At 75.4% G+C, this 13,302-nt stretch carries 13 protein-coding genes and 2 tRNA genes; 8 read left to right on the forward strand and 7 right to left on the reverse strand.

Translation table 11 applies throughout. The features are described from left to right. Positions 1-3: 3 nt before the first annotated feature. The 3 genes from D7I47_RS01505 to D7I47_RS01515 form a co-directional block, all read right to left on the reverse strand. Positions 4-2,691, reverse strand: a complete 2,688-nt coding sequence (locus tag D7I47_RS01505) for an FtsX-like permease family protein (RefSeq protein ID WP_120761407.1) — start codon at positions 2,689-2,691, stop codon at positions 4-6. After that, on the reverse strand, positions 2,688-5,156 hold the full coding sequence (locus tag D7I47_RS01510) for a hypothetical protein (RefSeq protein WP_120761408.1): 2,469 nt from the start codon (positions 5,154-5,156) through the stop codon (positions 2,688-2,690). Before D7I47_RS01510 ends, D7I47_RS01505 begins: the two co-directional genes overlap by 4 nt. Before the next feature lies 1 nt (position 5,157). Beyond that, positions 5,158-5,230: transfer RNA gene (locus D7I47_RS01515), tRNA-Arg, on the reverse strand. An 87-nt stretch (positions 5,231-5,317) separates the two neighbouring features. Between D7I47_RS01515 and D7I47_RS01520 the strand changes: the two genes are divergently transcribed. From D7I47_RS01520 to D7I47_RS01555, 8 genes are all read left to right on the forward strand, one after another. Beyond that, on the forward strand, positions 5,318-5,752 hold the full coding sequence (locus tag D7I47_RS01520) for a MarR family winged helix-turn-helix transcriptional regulator (RefSeq protein ID WP_120763759.1): 435 nt from the start codon (positions 5,318-5,320) through the stop codon (positions 5,750-5,752). Further along, positions 5,749-6,981 carry an MFS transporter gene (locus D7I47_RS01525; RefSeq protein ID WP_120761409.1) on the forward strand — a complete coding sequence of 411 codons (1,233 nt, stop codon included), beginning with the start codon at positions 5,749-5,751 and terminating at the stop codon, positions 6,979-6,981. Before D7I47_RS01520 ends, D7I47_RS01525 begins: the two co-directional genes overlap by 4 nt. 130 nt (positions 6,982-7,111) lie before the next feature. After that, complete coding sequence (gene orn, locus D7I47_RS01530; RefSeq protein ID WP_120761410.1) at positions 7,112-7,735, forward strand: oligoribonuclease; 624 nt, start codon at positions 7,112-7,114, stop codon at positions 7,733-7,735. 26 nt (positions 7,736-7,761) lie between these two features. Further along, a tRNA-His gene (locus D7I47_RS01535) sits at positions 7,762-7,837 on the forward strand. A gap of 26 nt (positions 7,838-7,863) precedes the next feature. Beyond that, positions 7,864-8,127, forward strand: a complete 264-nt coding sequence (gene clpS / locus D7I47_RS01540) for an ATP-dependent Clp protease adapter ClpS (RefSeq protein ID WP_120761411.1) — start codon at positions 7,864-7,866, stop codon at positions 8,125-8,127. After that, a complete protein-coding gene (locus D7I47_RS01545) occupies positions 8,124-8,576 on the forward strand; it encodes a DUF2017 family protein (RefSeq protein ID WP_157981565.1) in 453 nt (150 codons plus the stop codon). The genes clpS and D7I47_RS01545 overlap by 4 nt, the downstream gene beginning before the upstream one ends. After that, the gene (locus D7I47_RS01550; RefSeq protein WP_120761412.1) at positions 8,573-8,926 is read left to right on the forward strand and encodes a metallopeptidase family protein; all 354 of its coding nucleotides are present in this window, start codon (positions 8,573-8,575) and stop codon (positions 8,924-8,926) included. Before D7I47_RS01545 ends, D7I47_RS01550 begins: the two co-directional genes overlap by 4 nt. 92 nt (positions 8,927-9,018) lie before the next feature. Next, positions 9,019-9,678, forward strand: a complete 660-nt coding sequence (locus D7I47_RS01555) for a hypothetical protein (protein WP_120761413.1) — start codon at positions 9,019-9,021, stop codon at positions 9,676-9,678. Here D7I47_RS01555 and D7I47_RS01560 read toward each other — a convergent pair. The 4 genes from D7I47_RS01560 to D7I47_RS14955 form a co-directional block, all read right to left on the reverse strand. Further along, a complete protein-coding gene (locus D7I47_RS01560; RefSeq protein WP_227000768.1) occupies positions 9,653-10,189 on the reverse strand; it encodes a nucleoside/nucleotide kinase family protein in 537 nt (178 codons plus the stop codon). The genes D7I47_RS01555 and D7I47_RS01560 overlap by 26 nt on opposite strands. Next, positions 10,186-10,992: an energy-coupling factor transporter transmembrane component T family protein gene (locus D7I47_RS01565; RefSeq protein WP_227000770.1), complete on the reverse strand. Its 807-nt coding sequence runs from the start codon at positions 10,990-10,992 to the stop codon at positions 10,186-10,188. Before D7I47_RS01565 ends, D7I47_RS01560 begins: the two co-directional genes overlap by 4 nt. After that, positions 10,989-12,524, reverse strand: coding sequence for an ABC transporter ATP-binding protein (locus tag D7I47_RS01570; protein WP_405083455.1), 1,536 nt, complete (start codon positions 12,522-12,524; stop codon positions 10,989-10,991). The genes D7I47_RS01565 and D7I47_RS01570 overlap by 4 nt, the downstream gene beginning before the upstream one ends. Positions 12,525-12,598: 74 nt before the next feature. Continuing rightward, on the reverse strand, positions 12,599-13,243 hold the full coding sequence (locus tag D7I47_RS14955) for an ECF transporter S component (protein WP_120761415.1): 645 nt from the start codon (positions 13,241-13,243) through the stop codon (positions 12,599-12,601). Positions 13,244-13,302 lie beyond the last annotated feature (59 nt).

A 13,302-nucleotide genomic window follows, 5' to 3' on the forward strand; every position in this document is an offset into this window, starting at 1 on the left:
TGCTCATCCTTCCTCGTCGACGGTTCGGACGGCGCGTGTGGCGCCGGGGATGCGGGCGATCGCGGCCGCCGCGAGCACGGCGACGGCGACGACGGCGACGAGCGCCGCGACGACGAGACCGGACGCCGCGAGGCCGAGGCTCACAGCGGGAGCCGCGGATCCCCCCGTGAAGGTCGTGAGCTCGACGCCCGCCGTCACGAGCGGCACGAGCGCCACGCCGACCACCGCGCCGATGGGCACGGCGAGCAGCAGCGCGGGTGCGAGCTCCCACACGACGAGCGCGTACTCGCGTCGCGCGGGCGAGCCGAGTGCCCGCAGCAGCGCGAACAGTCGCCCGCGCGCGGGGGCGGCGAGCGAGAGCGCGAGCAGGGCGCCGAGCACGGTGAGCACCCCGGCCGCGACGACCGCGACGGTGAGCGCCGCGACGAGCGAGCGCACGGCGGGCGCGTCGACGCGGTCGGCCACGACGTCCTGCGGGGTGCGGGCGGTGCCGATCCCGTCGAACAGCGCGGCGAGCCGCCCCCGCACCTCGGCGGCATCGGCATCCGGCTCCACACGGGCCACGAAGGCGCTCGGCGTCACCTTGAGCCGCAACTGCTCGGCCGCGTCGAGCGGGATCGCGATCCACGAGTTCGCACGCCCGAAGGGGCTGTCGTCGGGCACCACCTGGGCGGTCTCGATCGCGGTGCCGGCGAGCTCGATGCCGGCGCCGTCGAGTCGGTCGGCGACGGTGCGCGACACGAGGGCGCGGATCGGGTCGGTGCCGTCCGGCGGTACCGGCACGCCGTCGGCGGCGGCCGCGCGGAACGCCTCCGGGTCGACCGCGTACACCGTGATGCGCCCGTCGCCGTCGGGGAACTCCAGCTCGACGTCGTCGTCGTCCGAGACGAGGGCCGAGGCGGCGATCCCCTCGGTCTGGGCGGCGGCGAGGGCCAGTTCGGCGCCGAGGTACCGCGCATCCACCCGCACGTCGGCGCCCACCTGGCTGCGGGCCGCGTCACGGATGCCGTCGGTCACGGTCGCGTGCAGGCCCGCGCCCAGCACGGCCACCGCGATGCCGGCGATGAGGGCGAGCACGGGCACGGCGCCCGCCGAGGGGTCGCGGCCGGCCCGCGCGGGCCCGAGCAGCGGCACGAGTCCCCGGCGCCGACGACCGAGGGCCTCCGCGCCGCGCAGCGCGAGCGGCGTGAGGCGCAGCGCGAGCAGGCAGCCGAGTGCGACGAGCGCGGCGGGCACGACGATCGCGAGCGGCGAGGTCCCCGAGCGCGCGGAGGCGGGGGTGGTCAGCAGGATCGCGACGAGCCCGCCCGCCACGAGCACGGCGCCCCCCTCCAGGGCGGTGCGCAGCCGCGACCGGGTGCGTGCCCGGTCGTCGACGCGCATCCGCGTGCGCACGAGCAGGGCACCCGTGAGCGCCGCCGCGACGGCCGCGATCACGACCACCGCGATCCCCGCGAACACGGCCCCCGGCGCCGGAGCCTCGCCGAGCACGACCGACCCCGCACCGACCCCGAGCACGGAGCCGAGCACGGCCGGCAGCGCCGCGTCGACCGCGAGGAACCCGGCCCGCGCCCCGTCGGAGGCGCCGCGCGCCGCCACGAGCGCGAGCAGCGGGCGACGCCGCGTGACGATCGCCCGCACCGCGAGCACGAGCACGGCGGCACCCGCGAGCGCGACACCCGACGCCGCGACGCCGAGCAGCGCCGTGAGGGTGCCGAGCAGTGGCAGCGTCTGCGAGATGACACCCGCCGTCGTGCCGGCCGGGGTGACGGTGACGGGGAAGACCGAGCCGACGTTCATGAGCACGGGCAGCTCGTTGACGGTCGACGAGAAGCGGTGCAGGCCCTCCGCGGTCCGCTCCGCGGCATCCGCCTGGAGCCGCTCGGGGTGCACCGGGAACCAGAACTCGACGCGCGACGCCGCCGCGAGCTCGGCGACGGAGCCGACGGAGGCGGCATCCGCGTAGCCGACGCCGATGAAGGTGGGCGGGCGCTCGAAGTTGTCGACCTCGCTCGCCTGCAGGGCGACGGCCGCGTGATCCCACTCGCCGGCATCCGGATCGCGCGCCTCGAGCAGCCCCACGAGCACGAGCTCGCGCGCGCCCGCGCTGTACTGCACGTTCCGCACCTGCCCGAGCGGCCAGCCGAACTGCTCGGCGACCGTCTCGGTGAGGGCGATCGGGATGGGCTCGCCCGGCGCGATGGGCCCGGGCAGCGTGCCCTCGACGACCGTCACGAGCCCCGCGAGGGCGGGGTCGAAGCTCAGGATGAGCTCGGTGTCGGGAGCGCGCGCGCCGTCGACCGGCACGGCCTTCGCACGATCGAGCCGCACCACGGCGCGCGGGTCGCCGGTGATCGCGGCGACCTCCGGCGGCATGGTCTCGCCGATCGCGGTGAGCCGGTCGAAGGTGGCGCCCCACGCGGACGCCGTCTCCGGGTCGAGCCCGTGGGTGACGGATCCGGGGCGGGGCGAGATCGAGCCGCGCATCCCGTCGGAGAGGTCGCGCTGCGAGGGGGCGGTGGCGGCGACCGCGGCGCGCAGGGTGTCGTCGCGCGCATCCCGCGCCCCGCCGATCGCGAAGGTCGCGCCGGCGGCGAGCAGGGCGGAGACGCCGAGCACGACGAGAGCGGCGGCGGAGGTGTGGGCGAGCGTCGCCGCGAGGGCGCGCAGCGAGGGGGCGGATCGGGTCACCTGCCACCCCCCGGATGCTGCCCGGCGCGGCTCGTGGCGGCACCCGCGAGCAGGGCGATCACGACGACGCCGAGCGGCAGCGCGACGGCCGTCAGCAGCAGGGCGGGGTCGACGCCGCCCGCGACGAGCGGGCCGCGCACGGCGAGTCCCGCGGCGAGGGCGCCGGCACCCGCACCGCCGAGCGCGGCGGCGAGCGCCGTCACGCACAGCTCCACGACGCGGGCGCGGGCCTGGGCGCGCGCCCCGAGGCCGAGCGAACGCAACGGCACCAGCTCCTCGCGCCGCAGCCGGGCGAGGGTCGCGGCGGCCGCCGCGAAACCACCCCAGGCGATGACCGTGACGACGAGCGCGGCGAGGGTCGCCGCACCGCCGCCGACACCTCCGACGGCTGCGGTCGTGAGCGCCGAGGGGACGATGACCGTCGCGGGGCGGACGCTCGCCTCGCGCACGGCCAGGGCCACCGCGGTCGGATCGTCGGCGGCGAGCCACACCTCGTCGACGGCGGGCGCGTGCGAGCCCTCCGGCAGCGCCGCGGCGAGCGCGTCGCCGTCGACGAGCACGCCCGCCTCGCCCACGGCCGGCAGCGCGGCGATCCGCGCGACGGTCACGGGCAGCGGCTCGCGGGCACCCGTCATGGCCATCGCGACCGTGTCGCCGATGCCGACACCGATGCGGCTCGCGAGGGCCGGGGTGAGCACGACGGCGAGCGCCTCGCCCGCGACGGGCGGCGCGGCCGCGGCATCCACCCGCCCGAGCTCCTGCGACGCCACCAGCAGGCGCGCGGCGACGCGGCCGAAGGAGGCGTTGCCGAGCGCGACGCCCGCGGCGGCGTCGACGCCGTCGAGCTGCGCGTAGTCGGCCGGGCGCACCGGGTCGCGGTCGACGCCCGTGAAGCGGATGCGCACGTCGCCGCCGCCTCCCGCGCTCACGGCGGCGGCATCCGCCCGGTGCACGGCGGCCTGGGCGGCCGAGGCGAACACGATCGTGCCGGCCGCGAGCGCCACCACCACGAAGGCCGCGGCGACGGCCCGCGGACGCCGGGCGAGCTGGCGCAGCGGCAGCACCGGCAGCAGCCCCGGCCGGCGGGCCGCGGCGAGCTCGGCGAGGCGCAGCGCGGGCGCCACGAGCAGCCGCACGAGCAGCACCCCGGCGACGAGCACGAGCGCGGGCGCGACGAGGGCGACGGGGGCCGCGGTCGTGCGGTTCGTGCCGGCGAGCAGGGCGAGCGCCGCGAGCACGGCGACGGCGAGCGCGGGGGCGACCGACTCGGTCTCGGCGACCGGACGGGCGCGGCGGGTGCGCACCCGACGCACCTCGGCGGCATCCGGTCGGGCGGCGAGCGCGAACAGCACGGTGCCGCCGAGCACGCCGAGGGCGGCCCCGACGAGCACGGTCTCGAGGGCGGGCGGGCCGAAGCCGGCGAGCGCGCACACGCCGACGGCCGCGCCGAGACCCGCGGCGGTGCCGAGCAGCGCCGTGCCGAGGGCCTCGCGCGCGGCGATGACGGCGGCCCGCGCGGGCGCCAGGCCGCGCGCGGCGAGCAGCCGCGACTCCTCCGCCCGCAGCTGGGCGAGGGAGCGACCGATGAGGCCCAGCACGATCGCCGCCGCGACGGCCACGATCACGAGCGCGACGCCGCCGAGCACGCGCGCGGTCTGCACGGCATCCTGGGCGCGGGCGACGGTGTCGGTGAGCCCTCCCGAGACGGTGACGGCGTAGCTGCCGCCCGAGCCGAGCCGCGAGGCGACGCCGCGCAACCGGCTCTCGACCGTGCTCAGCGCGGCGAGCGAGGCGACGTCGACGGCGTCGTCGCGCGGCACGATCGTCCAGGCCACCGCGGGCCGCGGTGCCAGCCCGGCGAGCGCGTCGGGGTGCACCATGACGGGCCCGGCGGCGTCGCCGAGCAGACCGGATGCGATGGCCGTCTCCGAGAACCAGGCCGCGTCGGCCGGATCGTGGGCGCGCCAGATGCCCGAGATGCGGAACTCGCGGCCCGCCGCGGCGAGGGTGTCGCCGACCGCGACGCCGAGCTCGCGCGCCGCCGCCTCGGAGACGGTCGCCTCGGTCTCGTCCGTCGGCCAGTCGCCCGCGACGAGTCCCGCGAGGCGGTCGAGGGCGTCCTCGCTGCCGAGCACGACCGGGCGCGCGGTGCCGCCGACGAGCGCCGGCACCGGCTCGCTGCGGACGCTGCGCACGATGTCGAGCGGCGCGGAGCCGATCGCCTCCTCGAGCTCCGCGTGGTACTCGAGGCGCTGGGCCTGGGGATCCGGCGCGAGCGCCGTGTCGACCCGCAGGGCGCCCGCCGTCGGCTCGGCGTCGTGCACGACGGCGGCGACCCCGGCATCCAGGCCGCTCCCGAGCGCCGTGACGAGGGTCACGATCGCCCCCGCGCCGATCGCGATCACGAGGGCGGCGGCGGCCAGCTGGTCCGCACGCGCGAGCGTGCGGCGCAGCAGTAGCCTCATGTGCCCTCGGCAGGAATCGAACCTGCGACCAAGAGATTAGAAGGCTCCTGCTCTATCCGCTGAGCTACGAGGGCGGCCTCTCAGGCTATCGCAGCGGTTCTCGCGAGCCTCCGAAAACACATCAGCAAGTTATATAACCTTGATATACACTTGCTGCCGTGATGCACACCGACATCCTCGAATCCCTGCTCGTCTCCACCCACCGGCTCACCCGCCTCGCCGCGACGACCACCGGCAGCACGACGCCCGCCGCGCAGTGGCGCACCCTCTCCATCCTCGAGAGCGACGGCCCCATGCGCATCGGCGAGCTCGCCGCCGCCAGCCGCGTCACCCAGCCCGGCATGACGCGCCTGCTCGCCACCATGGTCGAGGAGGAGCTCGTCACCCGCATCGCCGACCGCGACGACTCGCGCGCCTGGCTCATCGTCGTGAGCAAGAAGGGCGCCCAGGCGCTCGCCGCGTGGCGCGCCCAGCTCGCCGAGACGCTCGAACCCTGGTTCGGCGAGCTCGACGACGCCGACTGGGCCGCGCTCGCCCGCGCCGCCGCCGTGCTCGAGTCGCGCCTCGGTCACGACGCCTCCGCGGTCGCCTCGTGAGCGGGCACGGAGCGGGCTCCGGCATCCTGCGACAGCCGCGCACCGTCTGGGTCGTCGCCTTCGCGAGCGTCATCGCCTTCATGGGCATCGGGCTCGTCGACCCGATCCTGCCCGCGATCGCCGCCGAACTGGACGCGACCGCGGCCCAGGCCGAGCTGCTCTTCACGAGCTACCTGCTCGTCACGGGTCTCGCGATGCTCGTGACCGCGTGGGTGTCGAGCCGCATCGGCGCCCGCTGGACCCTGCTCATCGGCCTCGCCCTCATCGTCGTGTTCGCGACGGCCGCCGCGCTGTCGGGCTCGGTCGAGGCGGTCATCGGCTTCCGCGCCGGCTGGGGCCTCGGCAACGCCCTGTTCATCTCGACGGCGCTCGCCACCATCATCGGCGCGGCCACCGGCGGCTCGGGCGCGGCCATCGTGCTCTACGAGGCCGCCCTCGGCATCGGCATCGCGGTGGGGCCGCTGCTCGGCGGGCTGCTCGGCAGCATCTCGTGGCGCGGGCCGTTCTTCGGCACCGCGGCGCTCATGGCGAGCGCGGTCGTCGCCCTGCTCGTGCTGCTGCCCTCGGATCGCGGCACCCCGCGCGAGCGGCGCCGGCTCTCCGACCCGCTGCGGGCGCTGCGCCGCCCCCCGCTCGCGCTGCTCGCGGTGGCCGCGCTGTTCTACAACGTCGGCTTCTTCACCCTGCTCGCCTTCAGCCCGTTCCCCCTCGGCCTCGACGCGATCGGCCTCGGCCTGGTGTTCTTCGGCTGGGGTCTCGCGCTCGCGATCACGAGCGTGTGGGTGGCGCCGCTGCTCACCGCCCGGATGCCGCGCTCGCGCGTGCTCGCGATCGTCCTGCCGCTGCTCGCCCTCGACCTCGTCGCGGCGGGCATCGTGGTGGGCTCGGTGCCCGGCCTCATCGTGTGCATCGTCGTCGGCGGGCTGCTGCTCGGCATCCTCAACACCGTGCTCACCGAGACCGTCATGGACTCGACCGACCTCGCGCGCCCCGTCGCGAGCTCCGCCTACTCGGCCGTGCGCTTCCTCGGCGGCGCCGCCGCTCCCCCGCTCGCCGCGCTGCTCGCCGAGTTCTGGGGCGACCACGTGCCCTACTACGTGGCCGCGGGCGCCGTGCTCGTCGCCGCGACCCTCGTGATCGCCGGCCGCCGCCTCCTCGCCCGCGCCGACGCCGCCGCCGACACCACCGCCGAGGAGGCCGAGGCCATCACCCTCGGCGACGCCGCCTGACCGTCACCCCCCCCCCCACCCGTCGACGCTGACCGGTCGGTTTCTCGCCCCATCCACCCCGTTTGAGGCGAGAAACCGACCGGTCAGCGGATGCGGTGGAGGGGGCTGCGGAGGTGGCTAGGGTGGAGGCATGAGCCAGGCAGCGGATCGTCTCGTGTGGGTCGACTGCGAGATGACCGGGCTCGACCTCGAGGTCGACGAGCTCGTCGAGGTCGCGGTCGTCGTCACCGACTACCAGCTCGTGCCCGTCGACCCCGGCTTCTCGATCGTCATCAAGCCCGACCAGTCGGCCTTCGACCACATGGGCGACTTCGTGCGCGAGATGCACACGGCATCCGGCCTGATCGACGAGATCCCGAACGGCGTGAGCCTTGCCGAGGCCGAGTACGAGGTGCTCGAGTACATCCTGAAGTTCGTGCCCGACAACGGCACCGCCCCGCTCGCCGGCAACACCATCGGCACCGACCGCGCCTTCATCGCCAAGTTCATGCCGCGCGTCGACGCCCACCTGCACTACCGCAACGTCGACGTGTCGAGCATCAAGGAGCTCTCGCGCCGCTGGTACCCGCGCATCTACTTCCAGTCCCCCGCGAAGAACGGCGGGCACCGCGCCCTCGCCGACATCCTCGAGTCGATCCGCGAACTCGACTACTACCGTCGGGTCGCGTTCGTGCCCGAACCCGGCCCGACGAGCGACGAGGCGGCGGCCGCGGCGAAGGACGCGGTGGCGAAATGGGCGCCGCGGATACCGTAGAATCGTCGGGTTGCGCAAGCAGCATGGCGGTCGTAGCTCAGTTGGTAGAGCGCTGGCTTGTGGTGCCGGATGTCGCGGGTTCGAGTCCCGTCGATCGCCCCAATTCCACCTCCTCCACCTCCACCGGGGTGCTCCCCGATGTGGACGTGCGCTTCGACGTGCCGTGGATCCTCGTCGTCTGGAACGACCCGATCAACCTCATGAACTACGTCGTGCACGTGTTCCGCAGCTACTTCGGCTACCCGCGCGAGGAGGCCGAGCGCCTCATGCTGCTCGTGCACCACGAGGGGCGCGCGACCGTCGCATCCGGTCCCCGCGAGGAGATGGAGCGCCACGCGCAGGCCATGCACGAGTACGGCCTGCAGGCGACCGTCGCGAGGGACGACGCGTGAGGATCGGGCGCGACGGCGGCACCGTGCGTATCGAGTTCGCCGCCGAGGAGGCGGGGCTGCTCACGGTGCTCGCCCACCAGTTCGCGGATGTCGTGCGCGACCCCGAGCTCGACGACGCGCCCCTGCTCGCGCGGCTCTTCCCCGACGCCTACCGCGACGACCCCGACGCGGCGGCCGAGTTCCGCCGCTATACGCGCGACGAGCTCGAGGAGCGCAAGCTCGAGGCCGCCGAGAGCATCGCCGCGACCGCGACCGAGGGCCGCGTGGACCTCGGTCCGGATGCCGCGGCCACCTGGGCGCGCAGCCTCACCGATCTGCGGATGATGGTCGGCACCCGCCTCGGCATCCGCGACGACGGCGACGACCCGGGCGAGGGGCCGCTCGCCGACATCTACCGCTGGCTGGGCGAGCTGCAGTGGGTGCTCGTCGACGCCCTGGAGGAGCCGTGAGCCTCGAACTCGACGCCGAGGAGTTCGAGCGCATCGTCGTCGACGAGCTCGACGCGCTGCCCGACGAGATGGTCGACGGCCTCGAGAACCTCGTCTTCGTCACCGAGGACCGCCCCGAGGACGGCTCCCTCGACCTGCTCGGCATCTACGAGGGCACCGCGCTCACCGAGCGCGACCGCTACGGCTTCGGCGAGCTGCCCGACCGCATCGTGCTCTACCGCGAGCCGCTGCTCGCGATCTGCGAGACCGAGGACGAGCTGCGCGACGAGATCCACATCACCCTCGTGCACGAGATCGCGCACTACTACGGCATCGACGACGCGGAGCTGCACCGCCTCGGCTGGGGCTGAACGGTCACGGTCTCGCGTCAACCCCGCACACCCTCTCGCGCGTCGTGAGGACGAGACCGTACGATGCGGTCGATCGACCGGAGGAGACCACCATGTCCCGTCGCACCGCCGCAGCCGCAGCCCTTCCCCTCGTCCTGCTGTTCGCCCTCACCGGATGCTTCCCCGTGCCCGGCACCGGGACGGACGGCACGGGCGACGACACCGGCACGACGGGAGGCGACACCGGCGGTGACACGGACGGCGACGCCCTCGGTCCCGTGCTCACCGCGTGCGTGAACGGCGACTGGACCGCCGACCTCGACGACCTCGCGAGCCAGCTCGGTGCGTTCATGGCCGCGAACGGTCTCAACGTCGTGAGCTCGACCGGATCCGGCAGCCAGACCCTCTCGATCGGCGGCGAGGGGGTGCTCGGCTTCTCGAACGAGATGACCTTCGTCATCACGATCGACATGAGCGGGGGTCTCACCATGACCACGACGCAGGCGCACACCGGCCGGGTCGGCGCCGACTGGGCGTGGGACGGCGGCTCGGATGCGAGCGACACCGCGGGCACCATGGTGTTCTCGGAGTTCGACGACTCGGCCTACACCATCGACACGACCGTCGCGATCAACGGCGAGGCCTCCGACATGCCCGTCACGAGCCCGCCGATGGCGGCCGGGAACGTGCCGCTCGCGGTGACGTGCGAGGGCGACACGATGACGACGCATCCGAGCGGGTCGCCGTTCACGACGACCTGGCACCGGGACTGAGTTCGAGGTCGGCGAGCGCACGCGAACCCTCGCGCGCGTCGAGCTGCACCTCCTGTGCCGCCCAGCGGCACCAGTGCGGGGCGAAGGCATCGCCGTCCCGGTCGAGGGCGCGCCGCTTCCGGGCGGGCGCGTCCCGCTCCACCCACCACGCGTGGTCCGCGAGCGCACGCGAGGCGCGGGTGATCGCGCCACAGCCCTCCACGATGAGCGAGCCGCTGCGGTCGACGGATACGGCATCCGCGGGAACGTCGCGGGCCCAGTCCCAGCGGCGCCAGCGGCCGTCGCGGATGATGCCGGGCACGGCATCCGCGCCCGCCGCGAGGCCGTCCCAGCCGGGGTAGACCTCGTCGAGCGAGACGAGGGCGGCGCCGGTGGCGGCCGCGAGGCTGCGGGCGAGCACGGTCTTGCCCGCCCCCGAACGGCCGTCGATGAGCAGCACCCACGGCTGCGGCCCCACCTCGAGCAGCTCGACGAGCGGCGCCGGGTCGACCTCGGCGTCGACGGCGGTCATCCGCGCGGCCCGAGGACGGGGTTGAAGGCGCCGACCGCGATCGAGACGCCGAGCGCCACGAGCCCGATGAGCACCCCGATGCCGACGAGCACCCACTCGGCGCGCCCGAAGCTCGCGGTGCGGGCGGCGCTGCGCGGGGTGTCGCCGCCGAAGCCGCGCGCCTCCATCGCGGTCGCGAGCGACCCGCCGCGGCGCAGGGCGAGCACGAGCAGCGCGAACGCCACCGAGCCGAGGAAGCGGATGCGGCCGAGCCGGCCGCCCGCATCCCCCACGCCGCGCGCGCGGCGGGCGAGCACGAGGGCACGCCAGTCGTCGACGATGAGCCCGACGAGGCGGAACGCCGCGAGCGCACCGAGCACGAAGCGCGCGGGCAGACGCCAGGTCTGCACGAGGCCGTCGGCGAGGTCGGTGGGGTCGACGGTGGCGACGAGCAGCACGGCGGGCAGGCCGATCGCGAGCACGCGCAGCGCGGCCGCGGCGGCGAGCTGCAGCGAGCCCTCGCTCACGGTCGCGAGCAGGAAGCTGCCGTAGACGTGGCCCGACGGCGCCCCGTAGAGCGCGAGGGTGAGGGCGGTGAGGGGGGAGGCGATCAGCAGCGGCAGCATCCGCACCGTGAGGGCGCGCCACGGCACGCCCGCGAACGGCACGAGCGGCAGCAGCAGCGCGAGCGCGACGGCCCCCGAGACCCAGTCGATCGTGACGAGCAGGGCCACGCCGATCGCCGCGGAGGCCGCGATCTTCGCGACCGGGTTGATGCAGTGCACGAGGCGATCCCCCCGCACGGGAGCGAGCAGCGCCGTCACGAGGCACCCCCGTGCGCGGGAGATTCGTGCCGTGTGGTCGATTCCGGGGCCTCGATTCGACCAACCGGCACGAATCTCGAGACCTCGAGGGGGTGCTCGCGGGCGTCGAGGCAGCGGATGAGGTCGCGGTCGTGCGTGACGACGACGATCGCGCGGCCCGCGTCGCGCTGCTCGGCGAGCAGGGCGACGAGCTCGCGCCAGGTGCGGGCGTCCTGCCCGAAGGTGGGCTCGTCGAGCACGAGGATGCGGGGGCTCGTGGCGAGGGCCGTCGCGACCGAGAGGCGACGCTTCTCGCCGCCCGAGAGGCTGAAGGGGTGGGCGCGGGCGAGGCGCGCGAGGTGCAGCCGCTCGAGCAGCTCGTCGATGCGCGGGCCGAACGCCTCGGGAGCCTGGCGCAGCGCGCGCGGACCCACCTCGAGCTCGGCGCGCACCGTCGCCGTCAGGAACTGGTGGTCGGGGCTCTGGAACACGAAGCCGATGCGGGTGAGCAGTTCGGCCGAGCGCCAGCGGGCGGGGGCGGGCGCGACGCCGTCGGCGAGTTCGGGGGTCGCCTCGAGCACCCCCGCGTGCGGTTCGAGCAGCCCCGCGAGGGTCAGCGCGAGCGTCGTCTTGCCCGCGCCGTTCGGGCCCGTGAGGGCGAGCACCTCGCCCGCGCGCACCTCGAGGTCGATCCCGGCGGCGACGGGCGGATGCTCGGGCTCGGCCCGCCGCGCCCGGCGCCTCACGCGCGTGCCGACGCGGCCCACCGCGAGATGCTCGGCCCGCAGCAGCACGGGGCCCGCCGCATCCGCCGGGTGCACGGGCAGCTCGGCGCCGGTGCCCGGCAGCCAGACGCCCGCCGCCTCGAGCTCCGCGCGCGCGGACGCAAGCACGGCATCCGGATCGCCGTCGGCGATCACCCCGGCGGGTCCCAGCACGACGACGCGCGTCACGTGCGGCCACCATGCGTCGACGCGGTGCTCGACGACGAGGAGGGTGCGGCCCGCGGCGGTCGCGGCGACGGCGTCGACGATCTCGCGCACACCGGCGGGGTCGAGGTTGGCGGTCGGCTCGTCGAGCAGCAGCAGCCGGGGCCGCATCGCGAGCACCCCCGCGAGCGCCAGGCGCTGCTTCTGCCCGCCGGAGAGCGCCGTCGTGGGGTGGTCGAGCGGCAGCTCGAGGCCGACCGCGGCGAGCGCCTCCGGCACCCGGCGGTGGATCTCGTCCGGCTCGACCCCCAGGTTCTCGAGACCGAAGGCGACGTCGTCGCCCAGCCGCGCGAGCACCGCCTGGGTGTCGGGGTCCTGCAGCACGAGCCCCGCGGCACCCCGGGCGGCGGAGGCGGGGGTGCCGTCGACGAGCAGCTCGCCCGTCTGCTCCCCCTCCTCCGCACCGCCCAGGATGCCGGCCAGGCCGTGCAGGAGCGTCGACTTGCCGGCGCCCGAGGCACCGAGCAGCAGCACCCGCTCCCCCGGCTCGACGACGAGGTCGAGCGCGGCGACGGCGGGGTCGCGGCGGCCGGCGTGCCGCCAGCCCCAGCCGCGCGCCTCGATCCGCGCGCCCGCCCCGTCCGTCACCGTCGCATCCGCTCGCTCGTGCCGCTCGTGCCGCTCGTGCCTCGCGCGCCTCAGACCAGCTCGGCGCGCTCGCGCCCCGCCGCGAAGCGGTTCAGCACGCCCGTCGCGGCGAGGGCACGCACGAGCAGCCACGAGAGGGCACCCGCGATGACGGCGCCGGTGATCGCGGACGCGACGATGTAGACGACCACGAACTCGGGCGTCACGCTGCCCGCGTACCAGACGATGAGGTCGTTGATCGCCATGGCGAGCCCCGCGCCGACGCCCGCGAGCACGGCGACGCCGAAGCCCCAGCGACGGTAGAGGAACAGCGCGAAGACGAGCTCGGCGCCGAGACCCTGCACGAGGCCCGCCTCGATCGTCCACCAGCCCCACTCGTTGGGCACGATGATGACGCTCACGGTCGCCGCGACGAGCTCGGTGAAGAGCGCGGCGCCGGGCTTGCGCACGATGAGGCCGCCGAGCACGCCCGGGAGCAGCCAGATGCCCGCGAGCAGGGCGCCGAGGCCCGGCAGCACGGCGCCGACCGCGTCGCGCAGCGGCGAGCTCGTGGTGTTCCACAGGATGAAGACGAGGCCGAGCGCGACGCCCAGCACGCTCGCGATGACGATGTCGATGACCCGCCAACGGCGGCTCGGGGCGGCCTTCGCGGCCGCGGCGGTGTCGGTGGCGTCGGTGGTGGAGTGGGTGGTCACGATACGTGCCCTTTCGTTCGGTGAAAGCGGCACGGGTGGGCGGCTGGTCGCAGCCGAAC

Origin of the sequence: Protaetiibacter intestinalis (assembly GCF_003627075.1) — a bacterium.
Classification (GTDB): Bacteria; Actinomycetota; Actinomycetes; order Actinomycetales; family Microbacteriaceae; genus Homoserinibacter; species Homoserinibacter intestinalis.